This window comes from Chroococcidiopsis sp. TS-821 (genome assembly GCF_002939305.1).
Taxonomy (GTDB): domain Bacteria; phylum Cyanobacteriota; class Cyanobacteriia; order Cyanobacteriales; family Chroococcidiopsidaceae; genus Chroogloeocystis.
This window is the reverse complement of record NZ_MVDI01000010.1, coordinates 1-24,682: the sequence shown is the minus strand read 5'-3', so window position 1 is coordinate 24,682 and position 24,682 is coordinate 1. Positions and strand designations below refer to the sequence as shown.

The window sequence follows — 24,682 nt, the reverse complement described above, 5'->3', positions numbered from 1 at the left end:
CAATGCCTTCGATTATAAACTTATAAACTTGTACTGTAATTCCTGTAGCAGTCTAAACACTTCAACTTAGTAGCTGTATGAGAATCGCCTCTAGTACACTACTATCTTGCGGCTAATCATTCTGCTTTCAGGTATCTCTCTAATTTTACTGGCAGACACGACGCCCTTGCGATCGCACTTCTTGGCGTTCAAAGATTTTGACTGTAACCAAAGGCTGATTCTGTGCGTCTCAATAAACTAGTTATAGAGGTTGCATCGCATTATCAATCATCAGGGTCATCATGGAACAAGACATTTTTGAATTACCAGGACCAGAAGGCAAGGCTTTAATTGGCAATCTGCTGGATTTAAGCCAAGATCCTTTAGGATTTTTAACGCATTGCGCGCGCGAGTATGGCGATATAGTGCCGATGCGCTTGGGATTAACGCCAACGTGTCTCCTTACGCATCCAGATCTAATCGAGGAAGTCCTCAAAGACCGCGATTCTTTTATTAAAAGTCGTGGTTTTCGGGCATTACGTACTTTATTGGGTGAAGGACTATTAACTAGCGAAGGCGAGTCGTGGTTTCGCCAGCGCCGTCTTGCTCAACCGGTGTTTCACCAAAAGCGAATTGCGAGTTATGCCACAGTAATGGTTGATTATGCTGAACGAATGCTCGCAACTTGGCAAAACGGAGAAACGCGCAATATTCACGCTGACATGATGCGGCTTACCCTAAATATTGTGATGAAGTGTCTATTTAACGAGGACATTGATGAAGGAAATGCGCAAGTTGTGGCTAACGCGCTTGATGTGGCAATGGATTGGTTCGAGAGTAAGCGCAAGCAAAATTTCTTGATTTGGGAATGGTTTCCGCGACCAGAAAATATTCGCTATCGCAACGCGATTAGTCAAATGGATGCCACAATTTATAGCATTATCCAGCAGCGACGTGCCAGTGGCGAGGATCCTGGAGATCTACTCTCGATGCTGATGCAGGCGCGCGATGAAGACGATGGGACAGGAATGAGCGATCGCCAGTTACGCGATGAAGTGGCAACTTTGATGCTTGCAGGACATGAAACTACGGCAAATGCTTTGACTTGGACGTGGATGTTACTTGCTCAACACCCCGAAGTGCTAGCTAAACTCGAAGCCGAGTTACAACAAGTACTTGATGGACGTTCTCCGACTGTCGCCGATATGCCGCAGTTGCGATATACCGATATGGTTGTCAAAGAATCGATGCGACTTTACCCACCAGTTGCCATTTTTGGCAGAGAAGCTGCGGTAGATTGTCAAGTCGGTGACTATAGCGTACCGAAGGGTTGCACAATTATGATTAGCCAGTGGGTCATGCATCGCGATCCTCGCTACTTTGAAGATCCGGAGACTTTCAAACCCGAACGCTGGGCGGACGATTTAGAAAAACAGTTACCCAGAGGCGTTTACATTCCTTTTGGAGATGGACCGCGCGTTTGTATTGGCAAAGGTTTTGCACTCATGGAAGCTATTTTGTTACTCGCAGCGATCGCGCAAAAGTTTCGCCTCAATCTTGTCCCCGATTTTCCGATTGTGCCGCAGCCCTCGATTACGCTGCGACCAGAGTACGGAGTTAAAGTGGTTGTAGAGCGTAGATAGTTGAGTTAAGGGCAGGCGTCTGACCTGTCCTGGAGGCTTTTACAATGTAGATTAGTCTTACACATAATTAATTTGAGAAAGGCGCGATCGCCTGAAATTTAGCTACACTGCATAAAGCTTCCCTGAGATACAACAGTAGTCAAAGAAGCGGTTGTGTATCATCGATGGGACAATTCCACTTTCAGCTGCCTTGTATTTGCATTCATAATAAAACAGGCGCGAGCAAACCAAGTTGATAGTACGAGTAAAACTACGTGATTGAAGCAGAAGTCCATTACTCACTGCATAACTTCTTGCGATCGCAAGGCGAAGCTTCCTGGCACCATCATCTGACAATGGCACGGCTGGTAGCACGCGGATTGCGACTCAAGCGTAGTGCTTTAATTCAAGTCGGCGCTGGTAGTGGCTATCAAGGGCGCTATCGCCTGAGTTATCTTGCTCCTGCACTGATGTGGCAAGAGGCTGTGATTATAGTTGCCCCTGAGGAAGTACAGCAGCGATTGCTACGAGTTGAAATTCCTCCACTACAACAGTGGTTGCAAACTGAGAAACAAATTCTCACAAGTAATTCTTGGGCTGACGATGATTTTCAGGGATTACTGCTGACTTCTCCAGCATCGTGGTTAGAAGCACAGCTAGCAGGAAAAGGATTCCCTAGCAATATACCAACAATTCTTGATGGTGTTGATGACCTCGAAGCTTGGACTCGCACGCAACTCACTGCAACGATTCAACCGAGTGATTGGGATGAATTGATGCTTGCTTTTCCCAAGCACGTAGAAGCTATTCGGGATGCACGAGTTCAACTAACAAAAGCGATTTTTCAACATCCTGTCAATCCTTACGAATGCTATTTAAGCTCGCAACAAGAACAGGACATTCTTTATAGTCTTGACCAAACCTTAGCGATAAGTCGCCAAAGTACAGCGCCACAACGCACTGACAATCATGACTCAGAGCCATCTATGTCAACGCGCAAGCTCGGTGTCCCGCATGCTTGGCGTAAGTTTTGGCAGCTTTGTTCCAGCGATAATCAACTGCTTTGGGCAACAGTTGCGCGTTCTCAAGGTTCATTCTCCTTGCACTCTTCTCCTGTCGAAGTTGCTTCTACGCTTGCACCAATTTGGTCTAGACAGCCCGTCGTTTTAGTGGGTAGTGCTTTGGATCAGGAAACTGAAGCACCAATTTATCGAAAAAACTTGGGTTTAGGCGAGTTAACTTGTCTCAAGTTTTCTGACGATCGCCGCGAAAATCTGATTCAACTTTATCTACCCGATCGCTTACCGCTACCAAATACGCCAGAATTTCAAACCGCCTTCATCGAAAAAGTTCATTCACTGCTGAGCCTAACTACGGCGTCGCCTGGATTAACCGTCATTTTGGTAGGTGATGTACCGCTCAAAGCACAGGTCGGCGCTGCCTTAGCTGCAGAATTTGGCTCTAGGGTACAAGTAGAAAAAACAACTTCTTTAGATCAACGCGGTATCTTGATCGCTGGTTGGGAATTTTGGCGACAGCATTTGGGTGAACTACCAACTCCACAACTGTTAATCGTTGCTACGTTACCTCTACCTTCTTTAGAAAACCCCTTAGTCGCAGGTCGAGTCGCATACTACAAGCGCAAGCATCAAGATTGGTTTCGACTGTATCTCTTGCCAGCTGCTCTAAATGAGTTATCCCGCGCGATCGCTCCTGTCCGCGAGCGTCATGGTGTTGTTGCTTTACTGGATAGCCGAGTTTTACACCGGAGTTATGGCTCTCAAGTTCTCGCCGCACTCAGCCCGATGGCAAGAATCGATTATCTAGATTCTAGTCTTCTAACTCCAGCTAATTGAGAAACTGAAAGTGAGAAGCGAGAGGTAGGTAATTAGTAGCTAGTGAATGAATTTTGAATTGTTTGCGCAGCGCGATGAGTTTTGAATTATGAAGCTTCCTTTGCTCCCCTGCGGTCTATTTGGAAAAACTTTCAAGCAAACTGTATAACTCCTCTACCCCTTGCTGTGACATCAGTGAGAGCGCTATTATCAAAGCACAGCATGGAACAAGACTATGGGCGAAGCAAAGCGTCGTAAAGCAGCATTAGGCGAAAACTACGGTAAAGAAGCTCAAATCCTGCCATGGCTTCCTATTACCAAAAGCCAAGCCCAACAATTTTCCAAATGGAGCAATCGCGGTGCTTGGCTTGGCATTGGCTTTCTTGTCATTTGGTGGGTCACCGTTCGGTTTATTGGTCCCGCCTTTGGCTGGTGGCAAGTAACTTAATAGCAAATCAATAATTTTTTCATTAAAGTCATAAAAATTTACATTCTGATAACAATTGAGCGTCAGGCAAATGCAGCCTAACGCTTTCTTTATTTCTAGCCGCTGCAAATCCTGGAAACTCATGACGACAGTGTCCGTCTAGAGCTACATATATCAAATATGACTTTTTGCATACACTCAATCAGTGCGCGATCGGTTAGCTTGGATTTATCGGATATTTATCTGAAATCTAGATGAAATATTGCCCTTAGGAGTAAATATCTCTACAAATTAGGTAAATATAAAGAAAATCTAAAAATAGGTTTACAATTAAGTGTGGTGTTTGGAGGACAACCGTGTTTCTCAGACTAGCAGAACAACACCGACAATATGTCCAGGATCTCGTGATGAATCTACAAGCTTTGGCAATCGTGTTAGAGCGACGTGGATATCCCGCATCATGTTATACCTGCGGTGGACAAATGAGTAGTGCCTCATTTATGGTTAGCTTAGGAAATAACCATTTAATTCGGTTTCTCGTGTCCGATTATGGCATCACCTGGACCGAGATGCGCGACGATCGGGAACTAATGAAGTTAGAGGGTGCCGAAGCAATTAGTCAGTTACAAGAACTTGCTAATTTAATTAAAAACTTTGTTCCCCCTAGTGAATCACCAACATTAGTCAGCAAAAACGTCTAAAGCTGATTGGTTAGTAGTTGTTACGGGTGGCGGTAGTAAATTGCCACCTAGTTTTTGCCGTTTAGCACAGCTAAAACAAAAACCCCAGCTGAAAACAGCTAGGGGATTGACAAAAATAACTTTTATCAGCGTCGGAAAGCAGGCAATTCGTGCCATTGCTATTCGTCAACTTCTAAATCCTCTTCTTCTGCTGACGAAGAAACTGAATTTGCAGAAACAACGGCACCCATTTCTAGTTTCTCGCGTACTTGCTGTTGAATTTGCTCAGCGAGTTCAGAATTTTCTTCTAAGTATTTGATGGCATTATCGCGACCTTGCGCAATGTTATCACCGTTGTAGCTGTACCAGGCGCCTTTGCGGACTACGACACCAGTTTCCTCAGCTAGGTCAATTACACAGCCTAAAGTTGAAACACCTTTACCAAATACAATGTCAAATTCTGCCACTCTAAAAGGTGGAGCCACTTTATTTTTGGCAACTTTAACTTTGACGCGATTACCAAACTCTTCAGTCCCCTTTTTCAGGGTTTGAATGCGGCGAATGTCAAGTCTCACTGAAGCATAAAACTTCAGCGCGTTACCACCAGTCGTTGTTTCTGGGTTGCCATAAGTTACGCCGATCTTTTGGCGCAACTGGTTGAGAAATATAACAGTACAACCGGATTTCCCAATATTACCTGTAATTTTTCTCAACGCCTGGCTCATCAAACGTGCTTGAAGACCAACGTGCGCATCACCCATTTCGCCTTCAATTTCAGCACGGGGGACAAGTGCCGCTACTGAGTCTACTACGACGATATCTACAGCCGCCGAGCGGACAAGCTGATCGACAATTTCTAAAGCCGCTTCCCCTGTGTCGGGTTGAGAAACTAGTAAGTTGGCAATGTCAACTCCCAAGGCAGCAGCGTAGGTAGGATCGAGAGCGTGTTCAGCATCAACAAATGCTGCGACACCACCATTTTTTTGCACTTCTGCAACCGCGTGCAGCGCTACTGTCGTTTTACCAGAACTCTCTGGACCATATATTTCGATGACTCGCCCTTTGGGTAAACCGCCGCCCAAAGCTAAATCAAGGGTTAATGCGCCTGTAGGAATTGTTTCCACCCGCATCCGAGTGGCGTCTCCAAGACGCATAATAGCCCCTTTGCCAAAGCTGCGTTCAATTTGGTTTAACACCAAGTTCAGGGCTTTTTGCTTTCCGGATGTATCAGTTGTATCAATAGCCATTATTGCCTCTAGGTATGGAGGTTTAAAATTATTCTGGGAGTTATGACTAGTGCAGATATACTATTTTAACTAGATTTTTTCGACTTTTGCATGAAACTTGAAGCAGAGTTTTGATGGTAAAACAAGTCACGCGTTATCAATCGCTGAAACATGATTTTGCATTGATTCTGCGCGCGAGATTAGTAACATTTTTAACAAGAAGATTCTGAGTTTATGCACAATAGATAATAGTTTTAAGCCTACCACTAACTACTACTAACTGTTCTTTGAGTTTTGTAATGACTTTTTATCAAGCTGATTTAGTAATAGATACCGCGATTTCTGTAGCTGGATTAACTGCGTATATTCAGGCGTTATTAGAAGAAGATGCGCAGTTAAGTCACGTTTGGGTGGTTGGCGAAGTTTCTAGCGCTCATAAGCATCCTAAGGGGTTATTTTTTACGTTGCAAGATTCCGAAGGTAAAGCTGCGATTAACTGTGTGGTGTGGCACAGTCAAATCGAGAAACTTGCCCAGATCCCTGAACGTGGAGAACAGGTAATTGTTTTGGGAAGTTTGCGGCTATATCCACAACGAGGACAGTATCAGTTAACAGTGTGGCAAGTCTTACCCGCAGGGGATGGTTTACAGGCTTTACGTTATCGCCAACTACGCAACCGCTTAGAAGCTGAAGGACTATTTGCGATTGAACGCAAGCGATCGCTGCCAACTCATCCGCACGCGGTTGCAGTTGTCACTTCCAGTGCGGGTGCTGCTTGGGGTGATATTCAAAAAACGCTGCGCAGTCGTTACCCAGGGTTACGCGTGTTGTTCTCTCCAGCTTTAGTACAAGGCGAACAAGCACCAAGTTCAATCGCAAGAGCGATCGCGCGCGTCGAAGCCGATGGTAGAGCAGAAGTCTTAATTTTGGCGCGGGGGGGTGGTGCAGTCGAAGAATTAGCTTGCTTTAACGACGAACGAGTCGTCAGGGCGATCGCGCAATGCTCGATTCCTGTGATTACGGGTATTGGTCATCAACGCGATGAATCATTAGCTGACTTGGTCGCCGATGTTTGCGTTCATACTCCTACCGCCGCCGCTGAACGCGTTGTTCCCCAATTGCGAGAACTTTATCTTGCACACCGGCAAAGAGTAACAACTTTGCATGCGGTAGTATACCAGCAGTTAAAGAACGCAGAAAATCAGCTACTAGAATTCAAAGTCTCTTTACGGCATTTGCGTTTGGAGGAAAAAATTCTCCAACAAAGGCAGTTACTCACCTCAAAGCGCCAACAACTTATTGCTCGAACCAAGCAGCAATTACAGCAAGCAACGCTACACTGCCAGTTTTTAGAGCAGAAGTTAGCTACGCTTGATCCTAGGGCAGTCATCAAGCGAGGGTATGCCTTAGTGAGACAAGAGCAAGGAGCGATCGCGCGTCATGCTAGTGATATAGCTGTCGGGCAAAAACTATTTATTCAATTGAGCGAAGGTCAAGTCCAAGCCGAAGTGACAGAAATCATCGATGAAAGTATTAAGTAACGGAATGAATTATGGGTAGACGTAGTAAAGTTGTTAATTCTGACGCTGTAGATGCAACGCTTCAAGCAGATTGGAATTATGAAGCTAAGGTTGCAGAAGTTGAAAGAATTATTGCTCAAATCGAAGCTGGCGAGTTGGAACTAGAAGAAGTCTTTGAGCAATTTACAGCAGCTGTTGAGTATTTACGGCAATGCGAAACTTTTCTCCAACAACGGCAGCAGCAAGTTGATTTGTTAATCGAAACGTTAAGTGATGAACCCGTGTAGAAAAGCAGAGGAGCAAGGGAGCAAAGGTGCAGAGGAGCGAATAACTCAAAACTCAAAACTAATCACTAGTCACTAGCCACTCTCTTACTCACCCCTCATTAAGCAATGCTGCCGCGTTTTCGGGCTTCTTTATAGGAAATTCCGACATTACGTAAACCAGCTTTAATCATTTGTTGTTCGAGTAAGGCAAAGAAACGCGCGCGATCGCCACCGCGAACGACAGCTTGATTGTGTGCCTCGGCAAGTGCAACAGGATAGCCGTAACCTTTTTGTACTTGTGCCAACATCAAGCTCAGCGATCGATCGAGCAACGCTGAATCTTCTGCTACCCAAGCGGGGATTTCTACACGGGCGATTTCTGTTCCTACATGAACGTAGCAAAAATAAACCGTATGGCAACCGTATAGATCGAGTATGCGGTGCGAACTGCGCCACAAGGTACTGCGTTGTCCTGGCTTCAGAGTGAATGTCCACAGTGCAATATCGCGTAGGGGATCGAGCATCTGACACGGGGCTTTTTCGACAACTAAATTCGGGCAGTAGGTTACGCAGTCAGGATTTTCGTGCGGACACGCTTGTAGGCGTAAGAAGTTAATTGCTTCTCCGCTACGCGAAGCACTAAGGTAGCCCATAATGGGGATTCCTGCCTTTTTGAGCTGATCCCAAGCGTCTAGAATCGGCGGTAAAATGCGATCGCGTGCTTCTAAGGGTAATTGCTCTAAAAACCAATAAATCAGCGAACCATCAACCATTGCCAAGCATGGTACTGAAGATGATACCTCTTTTCCATTCCTTACCCCTCCTCCCTCACCCCTCGCTTCTACAAGAGCTAATTCTGCCAAAATCGTGGCTTCCGACGCAGTACGGCAATATCCCATCCATTCTTCGGTACGAATTCCCCACTGACGCGAAATGTATAAGTCTTCAGGGCGATAAAACACTTCGGGTAGGCTATCGAGTAATGGTTGCCGATTTTGCCCGTAGTACAAGATAACGCGCCCAATATTGAGGAGGTAGCAGTAAGCAATTTCGTGCTGATTGGGGGCAATCTGCGAGCCATCTGTTGCAATCACAGTATGAACTGCTGGTGGAATGGGAATATCAAGTGCAGCATCGAGCGGTTCAACGGGTGTGGCAATACTAAACAGAATGCGATCGCGCCATTTCTGCTGTTGTTGAACTAGTTCGGCTTGCCGCGCGCACGCATCTGCAAATAACTCTTCAGCTAGTTCTACACGCTGGCGATTGGCAGCTGCCTCTAAAGTAAGATGCTGGCTAATACCTTGCATCGCTTTTGCGAGTTTTGTTAAGTCGAGCATAGTTAGCTATTAGCTATTAGCTATTAGCTACCAGCTTATATCGTTTTCATTAAGGTTGGTACGAATGCGTAGCAGAACCGCTATTTCTGTGGTTTAACCCCAAGTTGAAAAATCATCAGTAAACTGGGCGAGTGATAAGAGTCGAATGCGATCGTGATTCTGAGCAGCTTGTCGTTCATTGCTTGTGTTATAGCCCCAGTCGGCTAAATATAGTTTTACCGCGTCTAGATTTGCCTGCTGGGCGACGATTTCTAGCGTTTTCATCCGATCTTCGACAAACCACAGGCTAACCGGTAATGTTTTTGCCGCAGTGATTAGCTCGTACAAGATTTCATACTTGGGGCGCTTGTTTTCTTTTCCAAAAACTGAATTTTCTGATAGTTGAATTCCTTGTTGCGCAAGGAGTTGCCGCACAAACCGTCCTTCTTTGGTCGTTACAATAAATACTTGGAGCGGGCTATTCAGCCAAGAGTTGAGCTTTGCAATAACACCAGGGTAAAAACTATGCAAATTTAGCCAACTTGCTAAATCATCGCGAATCCATCGATCGCGCAACGAATCGAGTTTATGGGCAATGGTGGCAGATTGAAGCTGATTTTTCTGCAAAATAGCGCGCGCGATCGCATTCCACTCGCGCAAAATCTTGTCTTCTGTAACTCCTGATAACAAAGCGGCGATGAGTACTGGCATTTCCCAACCAGTTTCAATAACAGGGCGCAACCGATAAAACTTTGTGGCTAAATCATTTGGTGGCGTTTTGTCTGTCCGCGACCAAATCTCACAATAGGTACGCCAAGCTGTCTCAAAATATTCGTTTAGCCCATTGCAAATGACTCCATCAAAATCAAGTGCAAGAATCGTTGGTTGTGCGATCATACCTGCCTACGCAATCTTATCGTTTACGGTTTACTACACCATTAAGATTGCTTTAGCAGCATTTTTCAAGTCATCGGTACTTTGCCGTTGCACGATGAAGCCTGCGACGACCGCATAAACGCGGTCAATTTATTTAAGAGGTAAAAGATTGTAAGACGAAACTACCAATAACCTTTTATCTATTACCGCTTACCATACTGTGAAAGGTCTAAATATATTTGATGATTTTATGGAACTGGGGCGCTAGGATTCGAACCTAGGAATGGCGGGACCAAAACCCGCTGCCTTACCGCTTGGCTACGCCCCAATGGCTCAACCTTAACTATATTAACAGTAAATCTTGAAAAAGTGTCAAGTATTTTAAGCGAGAGTAGAGGTCAGGGGTCGGAGGTCAGAGAATTGAATTTTAATGCCTTGTGTTGCCGAGATAAATTGCTTTTTACACAACTCCAAGCCACAAATAAATTCAGAAAGTTTATTTTCCCTAACCCCCAACCTCAGATCTCCGACCTCTTCTGCAATCACTCAAGCTGGATAAATCCGCAAGCGGCGATTGGGTTCTTCGCCAAAGCTATTGGATTTTAAGCGATAGTGTTCGACCAGTTCGTGTTGCATCTTGCGGACTTTGGGCGATCGCGGCAATAATTCGACAGGTTGTCCTTTGGGAATGACAATTTGTTCAACCGCTAGCCGTGCTTCTTCTAAAGCATCGATTTCGTCTTCGCTACCTCCTTGGGCAAATAAACTGAGTTCGCGCTCGTCAGTTGTGAGTGGTTCGTCCATGTCCAACATTCGGCGCAGCGTCCGCGTAATTTGGGGAATGGTGCTGGCTTTAATCATGTGAATGGGCACTTGCCGCACTTTTGCAATGTGACGCAGCTTTGAGTGATTTTTAACGTGCGATCGCAATGCCAAAATGGCATCAGCACTATCGATGTCTTTTGTCAAGACCACAGGTAAATTCAATACCTGAATCACTTGTTCTAACTGATGACGACTGACGCCATAAGGATAGATATGCAGAGGTAAATCTTCCCCGTTGGGTCCGGCAGTAGTTTGCGCGCTATAGCCAAAGGAATTGGGCAAAGCAAGCGATTGGTCGAGAAGTCGCTCAAATTCATTAACTCCTGCTTCTTGCTCTTTAGCGTGGCGCGGTAGTGGTAACATTTGCCCTGATGCCCGCCAACCATTTGATTGGATTATCGGTGCTGGGGAGGAATTTAACGCAGCGGTTCTAGAGTCTTGCTTCTCGTCGGTCATCCCTCTAACTGATACAGGTTGCTGACGAGTTACCGTGACTTTACCTGCATCATCTACAGTACGCACTTGGGGGCTGGGTTGATGTCCGCGTAAGAGACTATCTACAGTATCAGCGACACTTTCATGAACAACCCAGCGTTGACGTTCGAGCATTTCTACCGCAATTTCAAATGTCGGTGGTGCTTTACGTTCTAGAACGGTTTTTTGGCTGCGTCGCCGTCGGGCTTCGTCGTCGCCTAATGTAACAGCTTGAATTCCCCCAACTAAGTCTGATAGCGTTGGGTTTTTGATTAAGTTTTCAATTTGATTGCCGTGCGCTGTTCCGACTAACTGTACGCCGCGTTCTGCGATCGTCCGCGCTGCCATAGCTTCAAGTTCCGTACCGATTTCATCAATAACGATAACTTCGGGCATGTGGTTTTCCACCGCCTCAATCATTACTTGATGTTGCAGTTCAGGACGTGCGACTTGCATCCGACGGGCGCGACCAATAGCTGGATGAGCAACGTCTCCATCTCCGGCAATTTCATTCGAGGTGTCAATAATGACAACTCGTTTATTAAGTTCATCTGCTAAAACCCGCGCTATTTCGCGTAATGCAGTCGTTTTACCGACGCCAGGACGACCGAGCATTAAAATTGATCTACCCGTTTCTACCAAATCGCGGATCATGCCGATTGTGCCGTAGACCGCGCGACCAACACGACAGGTTAAGCCGATAATTTTTCCTGTACGGTTACGGATGGCACTAATGCGGTGTAATGTTTTTTCAATTCCTGCGCGGTTATCTCCTCCGAATTCTCCAACACGCTGGATACACTCGTTAAGTTGTTCCTGCGAAATAGGGGTATCGGAAAGATACTCAGCTTGATTTGGGAAGCGAGCTTCGGGAAGACGTCCCAAATCCATAACTACTTCCACCAAACTATCCCTTAAAGGGTGGTACTCTAAAGCTTGTCGAATCTCTAACGGCAAAATATCTAGCAATTTTTGCAGATCGTCTGTATTGGGCATTCTTCCTAAGGTGGCGTTATCAACAAGAGAGTAAGAGCGCAAGCGTGTAATTTCAGCATTTTTACATTGACTTTAGCTGAGAAACCAAAGAATTTGCTAGCTTAACAGCCTGCCAAAGTAATTCTTGGTTGTCTTCTAAACGAGTTGATGGCACTACAGTAGCTTGATTCATAGGCGTATGTTCTAATTGCTCTAAGATAGGTGAAAGTAAGACGCGAGCGTAACTACCGTAAGCAATACCAGATATATATGGGTGGTTATTAGTGAGTGAATGGTGGTTAGATTTTAAGGAAAGAGGATTATTATCCTTCCCTGACTTCTGACCCTTGACTTCTGACCCCTTTATAAGTCCGATCGCTTTCAACTTCGCAACGGTGTAATCATTCGTTCCTCCAGCTAACTGTACATATCCTGGCAATCCGGCTGCGAGTACCTTTTGTCCAAGTTTGACCGCAGCTAAGGTTGTACCATCACCAATATCACCGCTCATTGGTCGTCCGTCGGTTTGCCAAATCAACGGACAGGAAAGCGGTGCGATGATGCGATACAAGTTCCACAAGTATTCAATCATGCCGTCTCCATCAGGACAGCTAATTGCTATTAACTTTAACCTGTTAAGCCACGGTTTGATTGCTTGCCATAGTCTTTTAAATTCAGTGATTCGTCCTACTTGCGTGTGAATTTCTAGTGCATCTACGCCAGTGGATAAAACTAACGGCGCGACCGCACCTGGTGTAGAAACGTACGCGCGCGTGTAGATGAGATCGCTAGGACAAATCGGCAAACAACGACCGCAGCCATAACACAGATCCTGTACCACGCCAGAAAAGCGATCGCGGTCAAATACAATAGCTTGCGCGGGGCAAATCTTTTCACACGGTCGAGGACACGCTACTGGACACGCTTGTGGGTTAAATTCTGCTTTGCGAAAATGTGGGTCTTCTCCATCATTTAAGCTCACCATTAACCACGGGCGACTTTGGTAAGCAAAACCTCGCTGCTGAGCATCACTGGCTAACGATTTCGCAACGGCTAACGCTTCTTGCGCTGCTGCAATAACAGCAGGATCGGCGGCTACGTCAATACAGTCCGCGCCAGCCAACGTGTAAGCTAATGTTAAATTTCTAACCGCAGGTAGATGTTGAAAGCTAGCTCCGCAGATCAACTTAAACCAGTGACCTTCTTTCAAGGAGCATAGAGGTTTATACAAATCAGTCACACTTCTATGCTAATGTGTGACGTCAAAAATAGCAGCTTGCAAGTTAGATTTCGTAGAAAATTTTTAATGTTGGTGAAAGCTAATTTTGGGAGTAACAGCACTAGAAACTGACGGAATTGCTAGCAAACGTTATTCTGATTTCATAGCAAATGCTCTAGCTATCCATCTTCTTTACCGATATTCAACATATAAATCTAGTTTTCGGCACTATGCCAGAAGATTATCTCATCAGCAACTCACACAGGTCATTAATTATATTAACGAGCATTTAGATCGAAATTTGAGCTTGACTGAATTAGCAAGTCTAACTCAACTGAGTCCCTATCACTTTGCCCGTCTCTTCAAGCAATCCACAGGTATTGCACCTCACCAATATTACATTCATTGCCGTTCGGTTTCGCTAGCCAAGGACATCTTAACTATCATTTCAAGCGTATCGTCGGGGTAACTCCCAAAGCCTTTTTGCAGCAGCAGTAGCAAGAACTTAGAAAAATAGCGCAAAAACTTTGAATACAGCAATTCGTTCGATTTTCGATACTGAATGCAGCACGATGCATTTAAATTGAGGTTAATGGCTATGCTTAGTGAGCAAAATCGAGCGATCGCCCTTCGCTTTGCCCAAGCGGGATGGGGAACAAATCAAGGTTGGGAGAAAATCTGCGATGAGTTAATGACTCCTGATGTAGCTTACCCCTTTAATAGCAACGCCACGCCAATTGTGGAGCTGGAAGCCAATAAAGCATTCAACACCAGTTTGTTTCAAGGATTCCCCAGTATCAAGCACAGGATAGAAGATGTGATTGCGGAAGGCGAGAAAGTAGTGTGTCGCACAACGCTGGAAAGAACTCACACAGGCGAATTTTTGGGTATTCCTCCCACGGGGAAATTAGCTAAGAATATCAATGATTTCACGCTGCTGCGGATTGTCAATAGCAAAATTGTAGAATGGTGGTACGAATGTAATTTATTAGAAGTTATCAAACAGCTTGGCTTAATAGCCTGAATGAAAGCCTCAAGTTATTAAAGAAAATTTCGGTGGCAATTACCATTGAGCAGACATGACTACTGAACTGATAGCACTGGAATTTATGTGCTAGAAAAGTTGAACGCGATTGTTCCTCAAGATTTTGGTTCAATAAGGACATTCACCATTACACTATAAAAGAGTACATTTGTACTGGAAAAAGCGATGAGTCTGAATGTTGTAACTTTAGTAGGTCGTGTTGGTGGCGAACCAGATATCAAGTATTTTGAATCTGGAAGTGTCAAGTGTCGGTTAACGTTAGCGGTAAGACGGCAGTCACGTAATAGCGATGAACCTGACTGGTTTACCTTGGAATTATGGGGTAAAACTGCAGAAATTGCGGGTAATTATGTCCATAAAGGTAGTCTGATTGGAGTCAAAGGCGCTTTAAAGTTTGATACTTGGAGCGATCGCAACACAGGTGCAACGCGTACGTCACCGATTATCCTTGTGGAGAAGCTAGATCTTTTGGGTTCTAAACAAGATAACAATGCTAATTTTTCTAGCAGTGACGACAGTTTCTAAAGGTCAGGGGTCAGAAGTCAGAGGTCAGGGAAATTATGAGCTATGAGTTTAAGAAAGTAATGAGTTAAGACACTTCTTGGCATAAATGTCTTTTCTGGCACTTTTTTGCAGACAAAACTCTTTCACTAGTCACCAACCACTAACTACTCACCCCGCCTTCTAGTAACGAATTTGCAGCGTTACCGTTGCTTCAACTTGCTGTTCCCCACCGACAACAGGGGTAGTTGCAACACTCTCAGCCATCGCTGCTTGACGTGCTAAGGGAATAGGTGGTGGAGGGGTGGTACCCGCATTATTAATTTGAATACTGATGACTTCGCTAGGCGAGAGATTTAAGACACTTAATACAGTATTTGCTTGTTGTTGCGCGTCTTGTGTCGCTTCGCGTAAAGCTTGCTGTTGGGCTTGGGCGATCGCGCTATCTGTTGCCATAAAACTGACACTGTCGATGCGGGTTGCTCCCGCTTTTACCGCTTCATCTAATAAATTTCCTGTTCTTTCAGTCGCAATCCGAAAACTGACAATATTTGTTGCGGAATATCCTGTCAACCGTTGTGTATTATCACTGTAGCTATAAATTGGGTTAAGAGTAATACCCGTAGTTTCGAGTCTTTCGACATTACGCGCCTTGAGTAAAGCGACAACAGCTGATGAGCGTCGGGCGGCTTCTTGTTGAACTTCAGCTGCTGTTTTTCCTTGTACTTCTACTCCTAGACGCACTTGAGTCAACGTTGTAGGAATTGATTCCATTCCGCGACCGCTCACGGTAATAGTACGTATTTGATCGGGTATTTGCGGTTGTTGTGCCATAACAGGAGAAGTAAACGCCAAAAATAATCCTGTTACTAAAAATACTTCGCGTAACGGATTGATATTGCGAGCATGATATTTATTACTACTTTCACGTAGAGAATTTACATAAAAAAGACTCATTCATTTCCTCACACTGAATGCTAGCTGATGATTGCATCTTGGTTGATGTGCCTTCTAATTTGGCATTAAATTGTAGTGATGTTGCGATTGTTACAGTTTTTGTAACTTAAAATTAGTTAGAAATCAGGAAGTGAGTAGTGTCATTTTGATAGTAAGTATAAAAAAAACCTATTTACGCAGTCACCACTAACCACTCCTAATTTGCTTAACAAACTTGTACAGTAAAAAGAATGATTTTTGTACACATATTGGAAGGTAAATGCAGTTGCCTAATTTAACCTGGTTGATGCAACTCCCAGGGTGGGGGAACAGTACGTATCTGCTGGCAAGCGCCACAGAAATAGCAACAGAAGCTCCTGCTGAAGCAGAATACGGGACTTTGTTGCTAACAGCAGTACTGCTGAGTTTGGTCGTCATTTATTTAGCAAGTAAAATTGGCGGAGAATTCTCAAACCGTGTTGGATTACCGCCTGTTTTAGGAGAATTAGTTGGTGGGGTGTTAGTCGGAGTTTCGGCTTTACATCTTTTGGCGTTTCCAGAAGCTGGAGTAGAGCCTTCTAGTTCTTTAATTATTCGCTTTTTGGAATCTACGGCAGGTTTGACTCCTGAGCTAGCAACAGCGGTGTTTCGCGACCAAAATGACGTGATTAGTGTTTTGGCAGAAATTGGCGTTGTGATTCTGCTGTTTGAAATTGGTCTAGAGTCGAATTTAAAGGAATTACTTGAAGTTGGAATTCAAGCAACGCTAGTCGCGATAGTCGGAGTCGCTGTACCTTTTGCAGTTGGTACAGCAGGATTAATGACTTTGTTTGGCGTTCCAGCAATACCGGCAATTTTTGCAGGTGCTGCTTTAACCGCAACAAGTATTGGGATTACGTCGAAGGTTTTAGCTGAATTGGGGCGACTCAATTCTAAAGAAGGTCAAATTATATTAGGTGCGGCGGTAATTGACGACGTATTAGGCATCATTGTTTTAGCGGTCGTTGCTAGCTTGGCGAAAACAGGTGAGATTGATGTCGGTAACGTTGTTTACTTGATCCTGAGTGCGAGTGGTTTCTTACTCGGTGCCATTCTTCTAGGTAAAGTTTTCAATAAAATGTTTGTTTCCGTCGTCGATCTATTCAAAACTCGCGGCGGCATTGTAATTCCAGCAATCATTTTTGCCTATGCTCTAGCATATTTAGCAGCAGTGATTCACCTCGAAGCGATTTTAGGGGCTTTCGCAGCAGGCTTAGTGTTGGATGAAACGGATAAGCGTAAAGAATTGCAACGGCAAGTTATTCCCATTGCTGATATCTTAGTGCCAATTTTCTTTGTGACTGTAGGGGCAAAAACTGACCTAGGAGTATTAAACCCAGCGAATCCTACAAATCGCGAAGGTTTAGTGATTGCAAGCTTCTTAATTGCGATCGCAATTATCGGTAAAGTCGTCACCGGTTTAGCAGTTTTCGGTCAACCTGGAATCAATCGCTTGGCAATTGGTGTAGGAATGATACCTCGCGGTGAAGTAGGACTTGTCTTTGCTGGCGTTGGTTCGGCAAGTGGGGCGCTTTCTAAGCCTCTAGAAGCCGCGATTATTATGATGGTCATTTTGACGACCTTTTTAGCACCACCGTTGTTGCGATTTGTCTTTCCCGACTCCGGCTCGGAGGTTGAGACAGCAGAAGCTGTTCCTGAATTAGATCGAGCGGTAAATCGACAACCGTAGCCAAAAAAGTAGAGGAGCAGAGGACGCAGAGGGGCTTCAGGAGAAAAACTACTCAACTTGCGAACTTCTCTTGTACTCATTAGCAGTCAATAGCTGCTAACCACTCGTTCCTCACTTCTCTTTTTTTATCTACTTGGTAGCAACTACAGCGATGTTCCAAGCGAAGCGTTTTGTCAGAGGGAGTTTTTTGAGCAGGTTGTCAAATTTTTCTAAGCGTTGATACGCAGGCGCGAGTCGCTGATGTTCAATGATGATTTTTTTCCAGTATCTTTCTTTATTCGGATCTACTTTTTCAATTAAGTAAAAGCGTAAGAAGATCCACAAAGTAGCTAGCCAAAAGGTATCGTAAGTTGTTTGTGAGAAGCGCGATCGCACAAAATCAACTATATTAATATCCAGCGGCATTTCGTCTTCGGTTCGTACCTTTGTCGCGATGCGTCGATAGACATTAATGACAGGATTATGTCGTAAAGGATCCCAGAAACACGCTTTTCCGCCTGGTTTGAGAACGCGATGCATTTCGCGAATGGCAGCGTGGGGGTTGGGGATGTGATGCAGGAGGTTGGAAGCATAAACAATATCAAAGGTGTTATCAGGACAATCAAGCGCGATCGCATTCATCGTGCGTCCTTGAATTTTGACCTGATTTGCCTCGGCTAATTTCAATGCAACTTCTACCATGCCTGGTGAATAATCTGCGGCAACGCATTTTGCGCCTTTTTTCGCAAAGTAGACGCTATTTTCACCCGCACCACAACCAAGATCGAGTAACAACTTGCCCCGAATGTCTCCAAGATGGTTGAGGATGAAGCGGTTTTCTGGGGCAGTACAAGCTTCAAAATAGTCTTTTACTTGAATTCCTTCGACATCTATTGTGGAAGCCCATTCGTCATGGAATCGTTGTTCTTTAGCGAATACATCATCGCGCATAGCGAGTATAATTAAATACACCTTTTTGAGTTAGGTAGTAGGTAATCGGTAATGGGTAATAGTTTCTTTTGAATGACCAATCACCAATTACCAATTACCAACCTAATTTACACAGCTACTTGTTGTTTATGTTGGATAGCGGCATACAAACGGTTTAGCGCATTAACGTACGCTTGTGCGGAAGCAACGATAATATCTGTATTCGCTGCATGACCAGAATACACGCGATCTTCATAACGCAGGCGAATTGTGACTTCCCCGATCGCATCGATACCCGCAGTTACTGACTGAACGGAAAACTCAATAAGTTGATTGGGGACGTTCACCACCCGGTTAATTGCTTTATACACCGCATCAACAGGACCCGTACCAATTGCGGCATCGGTTAATTCTTCGCCTTGGGGAGTCCGAATTGACACTGTTGCGGTAGGACACGCGCGATCGCCGCAGGAAACTTGCACAAACTCTAAGCGAAATAGTTCCGGCGTTTGTTGAATTTCATCGTTGACGATCGCTTCTAAATCCCAATCAGAAATTTCTTTTTTCTTGTCTGCTAAGTCTTTAAACCGCAAAAAGGCTTTGTTTAAATCGGTTTCCGACAGTTCAAAACCTAATTCTCTCAACCGCGTGCGGAAAGCGTTACGTCCCGAATGCTTACCTAAGACGATTTGATTATCAGTTAATCCGATCGACTGGGCATCCATAATTTCATACGTTAGCTTGTTTTTCAACACGCCATCTTGGTGAATGCCAGACTCGTGTGCAAAAGCATTCGCGCCAACGATTGCCTTATTCGGCTGCACTAGCATCCCTGTCAAGTTAGAAACAAGGCGGGACGTTTTGTAAATCTGGTGCGTATTAATATTCGTTAAAGGTTCTTCACAATCAACGGGGCGACCTAAGTACGGGTTAAAGTATTGCCGTCTAACGTGTAGCGCCATAACCAATTCTTCTAACGCCGCATTTCCCGCACGTTCTCCGATACCATTAATCGTACATTCGAGTTGTCGCGCTCCATTCTTAACAGCTTCTAAGAAGTTAGCAACAGCCAAGCCCAAATCATTGTGACCGTGAACCGAGATAATTGCTTGGTCAATGTTGGGCACATTTTCTTTGATACCGCGAATTAATGCGCCAAATTCGCTCGGAGTCGTGTAACCTACGGTATCAGGAATATTAATTGTTTTTGCCCCTGCAGCGATCGCGCGCTCTAGCACTTGGTACAAATATTCTGGGTCGCTGCGCACGGCATCCATCGGGGAAAATTCCACATCATCCATGAACGATTTAGCATACGCGACCATTTCTTCGGCGATCGCCAGCACTTCCGAGCGGGATTTCTTCAACTGGTACTCTAGGTGAATATCTGATGTAGAAATAAATGTATGAATTCTCGCTTTAGCTGCTGGCTTTAATGCTTCTGCAGCTGCTTTGATATCGTCTTTAATTGCTCTTGCCAAGCTACAAATTACTGGACCATCTTCTGTCCCAACAGTTTCAGCGATTTTTTGTACCGCGTTAAAGTCGCCTGGGCTAGCAAAGGCAAATCCAGCTTCGATGATATCTACGCCTAACCGGGATAACTGGCGGGCGATCGTGACTTTCTCTTCAACGTTGAGCGTAGCACCAGGACACTGCTCGCCATCGCGCAACGTCGTATCAAAGATGATAATGCGGTCTTGTTTGCTATGCTGCATAGTACTCCTTGTTGTATTTTTATTTTTGTAAACTTAAATAAACGCTACAAGTTAAACTAAATCTTGATTAATAATCTACTTTTTCTATATACTCGCGGATATCATTTAAATCAATATATCTATCAGTAGCATTTCGCAATTCTCGCGCAATCATTCCCTCTGTAGATACTACTGTAATGTGTGTATCTTTTGAGCGTAATAACTCGATTGCTCTTTCAAAATCTCCATCACCACTGAATAAGATGACGTGGTTGTACTGCTCAACTGTGTTAAACATATCGACAACAATTTCGATATCTAGATTTGCTTTTTGTGAATAGCGACCAGAAGTGTCATCATAGTATTCTTTGAGAATTTTATGCCGTACCGTATATCCTAAACTAATTAAAGCATCTCTAAAACCACGCTGATCTTGCGGATCTTTTAGACCTGTATACCAAAAGGCATTAATTAATATTGTCTCTGGTTGTTCAGTTTTAAAATATTCCAATACTCTTCTTGGATCGAAAAACCAACCATTTTTCTGTTGTGCATAGAACATATTATTGCCGTCTACAAAAATAGACGTGCGGTTTATTAAGCATCCCATAAAAGTTAAACCTAAGATCTTAAATAGATATTTTCCTTAGCGATTTTTATTACTACTTATAGTATTTGAAATGGTTGAGTAAAATATATTTTCTCGAAGGCGCAAACTATGCCGCATTTTTTATTAATTCCTTTGATGTTTCAGATGATATACAGTTGTCTTTTTCTCTTTTGCTAAAGAATACCCTATGACTACCTAACTTGTAAGCAGTGTTAGCCGCAATTAAATGCTTTCACATAGGGATTCTGCTCAATGTTGGAACGCTAGTTGCTACAAGTATTTACCAGAGGACACGTTGTGACTGTCTTCAATGGTCTGTAAGCTACGTAATGTTACAAATAATGTGCTTCAACAACGCAGCTCAGGAACAGCTCCTGGGCAGGGTATAAACTGATAATAAGACATAATTAAGTTTAGTCCCTAAGATAAATCTAAGATATCGCTTTAGTCTCATCGGCTGAATTATAACAGTCTCTAGGCTCTAGAGAAATTTTTATGATAGAAGGTACGCTCTATTATTAATGCTAACGCTATTTCACCCGCTACTTGTGCTAATGACCGCGAGTGGCTTTGTATAACAAAGTAGATAACATATGAGAATTCTCTAATATAGGATATTTTCCATCATTGAATAAAATTATTGATAAGGTACATAGTACCAGATATTTTTAGAGCCTAAGTATAAATGCTATTGTGATTAATCTATGCATATCATAGCCAAATTTGGTTGATGTTGAAATTGTGCGAGATTAACTTAGAAAAGACAAAACAGGTCGATGTAGGTAGAGTAAGCTTCCAGGCAAAGTATGACGCAACACGATACATCATCTAAGCTCCAGAAAAAAGACTCAACTGCGAAGCGATCGCTTAAAGTGCATAACGCAACGACGAAAATCACAGCGCTACTAACAGCGCGTCAATCATTGCGTCTTGCCTGGATTGGACATATTCTTACTGTAGCTTGGGCACTTGCTGCTGCGATCGCGACGGGTGGAAGTTGGCGGCTTGTTCAGATGTGGGAATCGCAGGTACAAACGATGTTTTTTGAACTGCGCGGTCCAGTAGCACCACCGGAGGATATCGTCATTTTGGCAATTGATGAGCCATCGTTATCGATGCCTAAGCAATTATTGCAGGAAGATCCTCAAAAATATGCTTACTTAGAACCTCTGAAAGCTTGGACATGGCAACGGAGTGCGTACGCGCAAGTCGTCGAGCGGTTAATCTCAGCAGGTGCGAAAGTCGTTGCTTTAGATATCTTATTTACAAATCCCAGTAGCTACGGAATTGATGACGATCGGCAATTAGCAGAAGTACTGCGCCGCTATCCGGGTAAAGTAGCGTTAGCTGCCGAGTATGCAGAAGCTGAACTTCATCAAGGAAGCTTAATGCAATTGGTACAGCCCGAACGCCTGTTTCAAACAGAGTCGTCAGCAATTGGTACGATTAATTTTCCGCTAGAAGCAGACGGTAAAGTTCATCGTTTTGCAAGTACTTTTCCTAAGCTATTGGCGCAACGAGCGCAATATCCGCAAGAAACCCTAGTAGAACTTAAGGACTTTCCTTCATTTGAAGAAGCCGTTGTCAAAGCTATAAATCCTGGGTTTGTGAGACCTCGAGCAGAGTATATTAATTTTTATGGTCCAGCAGGAACGTTTGAACAGATTTCTTTCTGGCACGTATTAGACCCAGAAAACTGGAATACTTACTTACAACAAGGAAAATATTTCAAAGATAAAATTGTTCTCATCGGAGCGACAGCAGCTTCACTTCAAGACTTTCATGGAGCACCCTTTGCCAAAAGTTGGCTGTATCCGCAGCCTATGTCAGGAGTAGAAATTCAAGCAAATGCGATCGCAACTTTATTAAATAACCGCGCGATCGCCGAAGGAATTCCGAACACTCATGCCCGCAGCTTGTTTATCCTACTTTTGGTTGGTGGTAGTGCGTTTTTAATCAAAAAGTCTAAGCGCACTATCATTCAATGCGCATCAACTGTGGGAATCGTCATTGGCTGGATAAGTATTAGTTATTTTAGTTTTATCTACAGTGGGTTATATTTTCCTGTTGCAGTTCCGTTAGTTGCGATCGCTCTCGCGAGTTGTTCTTATTTGGGTACAGGTGCAGCGAGTGAAAGATTAAGAAAAATGAGTTTGCACCGTAGTTTAGAACGCTATGCAGCGTCGCCTATTGTGCAGGAAATTATTAGCCAACAAGATGACTTACAGTACTTACTAGAGCAGCGCGAGCTAGCAACAATTGGAAAACTCATTGGCGGGCGCTATAAAATTGTCAAAGTTTTAGGTGCTGGTGGCTTTAGTGAAACTTATGTAGCCGAAGATAAACAACGTCCAGGAAATCCACGATGCGTTGTGAAACAGCTTAAATTAGCGAGCAATAATCCAAAACACTTGCAACTTGCTAAACGGTTATTTCAACTAGAAGCAGAAACTTTAGAGAAGCTAGGAACCCATGACCAAATTCCTCAACTCTTGGCTTACTTTGATGAGGGTGAAGAATTTTACCTTGTACAAGAATTAGTCGTTGGTCATCCCCTTAGCCAGGAACTTCTTCCAGGTAGACAACTACAAGAAGCTACAGTTATTCAAATATTATACGAACTTCTACAAACCTTAGAATTTGTTCATCGTCATGGCGTAATTCATCGCGATATCAAACCTAGTAATATCATTCGCCGACACTCTGATGGTAAGCTTGTTTTGATTGACTTTGGCGCTGTGAAAGAAGTCAGTAACCAAGTATTGGATCAAGAAGGACAAAGTACCTTTACGATTGGAATTGGTACTCAAGGCTATGCCCCTAGCGAACAATGTGCTGGACGCGTGAAATTTAGCAGTGATATTTATGCGCTGGGAATGACAGGGATTAGAGCTTTAACAGGATTATCTCCTCATGAGTTACAGGTTGATGCAGATACCGGAGAGATACTCTGGATGCACAAAGCCCAAGTGAGTCACGAGTTTGCCACAGTTTTATGTAGAATGGTGCGCCATGATTTTACTCAACGTTATCAGTCTGCATCAGAAGCGTTGGCTGCGCTTGAGCAATTAGTCAATTGGGACACTAGCACTTTAAAGACGGATGATAGCTCATCTGTGGAAAATTCTGATACTCCTACAACTCCCTGGAGTATTGCCTCAACAGAGATCGCCGAGCCAAGTTCCACAATTGTTTTACCACCGCAGTAGTTTAGTTTGTCTTAGTATATTTTCTCTACCGTCGGTAGCAGTTGTTTTGCTAGCGCAAAAAGAATCTTTGCCAGCGATACGAAATCGTGGATGATTGCAGTTCTGAGTCGGGTCGTAATTCTGCTGGTAACTTCACATCATTTCCTACTGGATCAAGTTCATCTATAGGTAAAGGACTAACGTCATCTAATAATGGCGGAGTCGTCTCTGGGTCTGTAGGTAACGGTGCATTGTCTTCAATATCCGTGGGTGGAGTGTTGTCTACCGGGTCAGTTGGTAGTGGCGTTTCGGTGTCCGCTGGTGGCGTGTTGTCTACCGGATCAGTTGGCAGTGTGTTGTCTACCGGGTCAGTTGGTAGTGGCGTTTCGGTGTCCGTTGGCGGGGTGTTGTCAACTGGGTCAGTTGGTGGCGTGTTGTCTACCGGGTCAGTTGGTAGTGGTGTTTCGGTATCCGTTGGTGGCGTGTTGTCAACTGGGTCAGTTGGCGGGGTGTTGTCTACCGGGTCAGTTGGTAATGGCGTTTCGGTATCCGTTGGTGGCGTGTTGTCAACTGGGTCAGTTGGTGGCGTGTTGTCTACCGGGTCAGTTGGTAATGGCGTTTCGGTGTCCGTTGGTGGCGTGTTGTCAACTGGGTCAGTTGGTGGCGTGTTGTCTACCGGGTCAGTTGGTAGTGGTGTTTCGGTGTCCGCTGGTGGCGTGTTGTCTACCGGGTCAGTTGGCGGGGTGTTGTCTACCGGAACGGTTGGTGGCGTGTTGTCAACTGGGTCAGTTGGCGGGGTGTTGTCTACCGGGTCAGTTGGGTGT

General features: G+C 44.3%; 21 protein-coding genes, 1 tRNA gene and 1 pseudogene. 11 read left to right on the top strand and 12 right to left on the bottom strand.

Annotated features, from left to right (window positions below; all coding sequences use genetic code 11):
* Positions 1 to 281 precede the first annotated feature (281 nt).
* From B1A85_RS19415 to B1A85_RS19400, 4 genes are all read left to right on the top strand, one after another.
* Positions 282 to 1,622: a cytochrome P450 gene (locus B1A85_RS19415; protein WP_104548387.1), complete on the top strand. Its 1,341-nt coding sequence runs from the start codon at positions 282 to 284 to the stop codon at positions 1,620 to 1,622.
* Positions 1,623 to 1,876: 254 nt separating this feature from the next.
* The gene (locus tag B1A85_RS19410) at positions 1,877 to 3,457 is read left to right on the top strand and encodes a helicase C-terminal domain-containing protein (protein ID WP_104548386.1); all 1,581 of its coding nucleotides are present in this window, start codon (positions 1,877 to 1,879) and stop codon (positions 3,455 to 3,457) included.
* 214 nt (positions 3,458 to 3,671) lie between these two features.
* A complete protein-coding gene (locus B1A85_RS19405) occupies positions 3,672 to 3,884 on the top strand; it encodes a DUF2839 domain-containing protein (protein ID WP_104548385.1) in 213 nt (70 codons plus the stop codon).
* 335 nt (positions 3,885 to 4,219) lie between these two features.
* Positions 4,220 to 4,564: a DUF1815 family protein gene (locus B1A85_RS19400; RefSeq protein WP_104548384.1), complete on the top strand. Its 345-nt coding sequence runs from the start codon at positions 4,220 to 4,222 to the stop codon at positions 4,562 to 4,564.
* On the opposite strand, the gene B1A85_RS24055 is transcribed toward B1A85_RS19400, so the two are convergent.
* Positions 4,544 to 4,720 (bottom strand): hypothetical protein, encoded by a 177-nt coding sequence (locus B1A85_RS24055; RefSeq protein ID WP_168192441.1) that lies wholly within the window; start codon positions 4,718 to 4,720, stop codon positions 4,544 to 4,546. The genes B1A85_RS19400 and B1A85_RS24055 overlap by 21 nt on opposite strands.
* Positions 4,721 to 4,722: 2 nt before the next feature.
* Complete coding sequence (recA, locus tag B1A85_RS19395; protein WP_104548383.1) at positions 4,723 to 5,790, bottom strand: recombinase RecA; 1,068 nt, start codon at positions 5,788 to 5,790, stop codon at positions 4,723 to 4,725.
* Positions 5,791 to 6,068: 278 nt separating this feature from the next.
* On the opposite strand from recA, the gene xseA reads away from it, so the two are divergent.
* Both xseA and xseB read left to right on the top strand, forming a co-directional pair.
* Positions 6,069 to 7,310: an exodeoxyribonuclease VII large subunit gene (gene xseA / locus B1A85_RS19390; protein ID WP_104548382.1), complete on the top strand. Its 1,242-nt coding sequence runs from the start codon at positions 6,069 to 6,071 to the stop codon at positions 7,308 to 7,310.
* 11 nt (positions 7,311 to 7,321) lie between these two features.
* Positions 7,322 to 7,576, top strand: a complete 255-nt coding sequence (gene xseB, locus B1A85_RS19385) for an exodeoxyribonuclease VII small subunit (RefSeq protein ID WP_104548381.1) — start codon at positions 7,322 to 7,324, stop codon at positions 7,574 to 7,576.
* A 98-nt stretch (positions 7,577 to 7,674) separates the two neighbouring features.
* On the opposite strand, the gene B1A85_RS19380 is transcribed toward xseB, so the two are convergent.
* From B1A85_RS19380 to ldpA, 5 genes are all read right to left on the bottom strand, one after another.
* Complete coding sequence (locus tag B1A85_RS19380) at positions 7,675 to 8,895, bottom strand: DNA double-strand break repair nuclease NurA (RefSeq protein ID WP_104548380.1); 1,221 nt, start codon at positions 8,893 to 8,895, stop codon at positions 7,675 to 7,677.
* Between the two features lie 93 nt (positions 8,896 to 8,988).
* Positions 8,989 to 9,771, bottom strand: coding sequence for an HAD family hydrolase (locus B1A85_RS19375; protein ID WP_104548379.1), 783 nt, complete (start codon positions 9,769 to 9,771; stop codon positions 8,989 to 8,991).
* Positions 9,772 to 10,006: 235 nt separating this feature from the next.
* A tRNA-Gln gene (locus B1A85_RS19370) sits at positions 10,007 to 10,078 on the bottom strand.
* A 218-nt stretch (positions 10,079 to 10,296) separates the two neighbouring features.
* Positions 10,297 to 12,045, bottom strand: a complete 1,749-nt coding sequence (locus B1A85_RS19365) for a R3H domain-containing nucleic acid-binding protein (protein WP_104548378.1) — start codon at positions 12,043 to 12,045, stop codon at positions 10,297 to 10,299.
* A 61-nt stretch (positions 12,046 to 12,106) separates the two neighbouring features.
* Entirely contained in the window at positions 12,107 to 13,264 is a 1,158-nt protein-coding gene (gene ldpA, locus B1A85_RS19360; protein ID WP_104548377.1) for a circadian clock protein LdpA, read from the bottom strand.
* Positions 13,265 to 13,349: 85 nt separating this feature from the next.
* Here ldpA and B1A85_RS26300 point away from each other — a divergent pair, with 85 nt between their 5' ends.
* From B1A85_RS26300 to B1A85_RS19345, 3 genes are all read left to right on the top strand, one after another.
* Positions 13,350 to 13,712: an AraC family transcriptional regulator gene (locus tag B1A85_RS26300; protein ID WP_371681692.1), complete on the top strand. Its 363-nt coding sequence runs from the start codon at positions 13,350 to 13,352 to the stop codon at positions 13,710 to 13,712.
* A gap of 129 nt (positions 13,713 to 13,841) precedes the next feature.
* The gene (locus B1A85_RS19350) at positions 13,842 to 14,267 is read left to right on the top strand and encodes an ester cyclase (protein ID WP_104548485.1); all 426 of its coding nucleotides are present in this window, start codon (positions 13,842 to 13,844) and stop codon (positions 14,265 to 14,267) included.
* 186 nt (positions 14,268 to 14,453) lie between these two features.
* A complete protein-coding gene (locus B1A85_RS19345; RefSeq protein ID WP_104548376.1) occupies positions 14,454 to 14,813 on the top strand; it encodes a single-stranded DNA-binding protein in 360 nt (119 codons plus the stop codon).
* 159 nt (positions 14,814 to 14,972) lie between these two features.
* On the opposite strand, the gene B1A85_RS19340 is transcribed toward B1A85_RS19345, so the two are convergent.
* Positions 14,973 to 15,746 (bottom strand): SIMPL domain-containing protein, encoded by a 774-nt coding sequence (locus tag B1A85_RS19340; RefSeq protein WP_104548375.1) that lies wholly within the window; start codon positions 15,744 to 15,746, stop codon positions 14,973 to 14,975.
* 259 nt (positions 15,747 to 16,005) lie between these two features.
* On the opposite strand from B1A85_RS19340, the gene B1A85_RS19335 reads away from it, so the two are divergent.
* On the top strand, positions 16,006 to 17,454 hold the full coding sequence (locus tag B1A85_RS19335) for a cation:proton antiporter (RefSeq protein ID WP_104548374.1): 1,449 nt from the start codon (positions 16,006 to 16,008) through the stop codon (positions 17,452 to 17,454).
* Between the two features lie 129 nt (positions 17,455 to 17,583).
* Here the strand turns inward: B1A85_RS19335 and B1A85_RS19330 are convergent, their stop codons facing one another.
* The 3 genes from B1A85_RS19330 to B1A85_RS19320 form a co-directional block, all read right to left on the bottom strand.
* Positions 17,584 to 18,384, bottom strand: a complete 801-nt coding sequence (locus B1A85_RS19330; RefSeq protein WP_104548373.1) for a class I SAM-dependent methyltransferase — start codon at positions 18,382 to 18,384, stop codon at positions 17,584 to 17,586.
* A 107-nt stretch (positions 18,385 to 18,491) separates the two neighbouring features.
* Positions 18,492 to 20,081, bottom strand: a complete 1,590-nt coding sequence (locus tag B1A85_RS19325; RefSeq protein WP_104548372.1) for a 2-isopropylmalate synthase — start codon at positions 20,079 to 20,081, stop codon at positions 18,492 to 18,494.
* A 67-nt stretch (positions 20,082 to 20,148) separates the two neighbouring features.
* Positions 20,149 to 20,670 carry an NYN domain-containing protein gene (locus tag B1A85_RS19320; RefSeq protein ID WP_104548371.1) on the bottom strand — a complete coding sequence of 174 codons (522 nt, stop codon included), beginning with the start codon at positions 20,668 to 20,670 and terminating at the stop codon, positions 20,149 to 20,151.
* 806 nt (positions 20,671 to 21,476) lie between these two features.
* Between B1A85_RS19320 and B1A85_RS19315 the strand changes: the two genes are divergently transcribed.
* On the top strand, positions 21,477 to 23,879 hold the full coding sequence (locus B1A85_RS19315; RefSeq protein WP_104548370.1) for a serine/threonine-protein kinase: 2,403 nt from the start codon (positions 21,477 to 21,479) through the stop codon (positions 23,877 to 23,879).
* 49 nt (positions 23,880 to 23,928) lie between these two features.
* Here B1A85_RS19315 and B1A85_RS24050 read toward each other — a convergent pair.
* A pseudogene (locus B1A85_RS24050) lies at positions 23,929 to 24,682 on the bottom strand (hypothetical protein); the annotation flags it as partial.

Excerpts from the sequence above, each read along its gene's own strand:
- B1A85_RS19415 (WP_104548387.1), top strand. The coding sequence starts at position 282 with ATGGAACAAGACATTTTTGAATTACCAGGACCAGAAGGCAAGGCTTTA.
- B1A85_RS19335 (WP_104548374.1), top strand. The coding sequence starts at position 16,006 with ATGCAGTTGCCTAATTTAACCTGGTTGATGCAACTCCCAGGGTGGGGG.
- B1A85_RS19325 (WP_104548372.1), bottom strand. The coding sequence starts at position 20,081 with ATGCAGCATAGCAAACAAGACCGCATTATCATCTTTGATACGACGTTG.
- B1A85_RS24055 (WP_168192441.1), bottom strand. The coding sequence starts at position 4,720 with ATGGCACGAATTGCCTGCTTTCCGACGCTGATAAAAGTTATTTTTGTC.
- recA (WP_104548383.1), bottom strand. The coding sequence starts at position 5,790 with ATGGCTATTGATACAACTGATACATCCGGAAAGCAAAAAGCCCTGAAC.
- B1A85_RS19315 (WP_104548370.1), top strand. The coding sequence starts at position 21,477 with ATGACGCAACACGATACATCATCTAAGCTCCAGAAAAAAGACTCAACT.
- B1A85_RS19320 (WP_104548371.1), bottom strand. The coding sequence starts at position 20,670 with ATGGGATGCTTAATAAACCGCACGTCTATTTTTGTAGACGGCAATAAT.
- B1A85_RS19345 (WP_104548376.1), top strand. The coding sequence starts at position 14,454 with ATGAGTCTGAATGTTGTAACTTTAGTAGGTCGTGTTGGTGGCGAACCA.
- B1A85_RS19375 (WP_104548379.1), bottom strand. The coding sequence starts at position 9,771 with ATGATCGCACAACCAACGATTCTTGCACTTGATTTTGATGGAGTCATT.
- B1A85_RS19365 (WP_104548378.1), bottom strand. The coding sequence starts at position 12,045 with ATGCCCAATACAGACGATCTGCAAAAATTGCTAGATATTTTGCCGTTA.
- B1A85_RS19330 (WP_104548373.1), bottom strand. The coding sequence starts at position 18,384 with ATGCGCGATGATGTATTCGCTAAAGAACAACGATTCCATGACGAATGG.
- xseA (WP_104548382.1), top strand. The coding sequence starts at position 6,069 with ATGACTTTTTATCAAGCTGATTTAGTAATAGATACCGCGATTTCTGTA.
- xseB (WP_104548381.1), top strand. The coding sequence starts at position 7,322 with ATGGGTAGACGTAGTAAAGTTGTTAATTCTGACGCTGTAGATGCAACG.
- B1A85_RS19350 (WP_104548485.1), top strand. The coding sequence starts at position 13,842 with ATGCTTAGTGAGCAAAATCGAGCGATCGCCCTTCGCTTTGCCCAAGCG.
- B1A85_RS19405 (WP_104548385.1), top strand. The coding sequence starts at position 3,672 with ATGGGCGAAGCAAAGCGTCGTAAAGCAGCATTAGGCGAAAACTACGGT.
- B1A85_RS19340 (WP_104548375.1), bottom strand. The coding sequence starts at position 15,746 with ATGAGTCTTTTTTATGTAAATTCTCTACGTGAAAGTAGTAATAAATAT.
- B1A85_RS19380 (WP_104548380.1), bottom strand. The coding sequence starts at position 8,895 with ATGCTCGACTTAACAAAACTCGCAAAAGCGATGCAAGGTATTAGCCAG.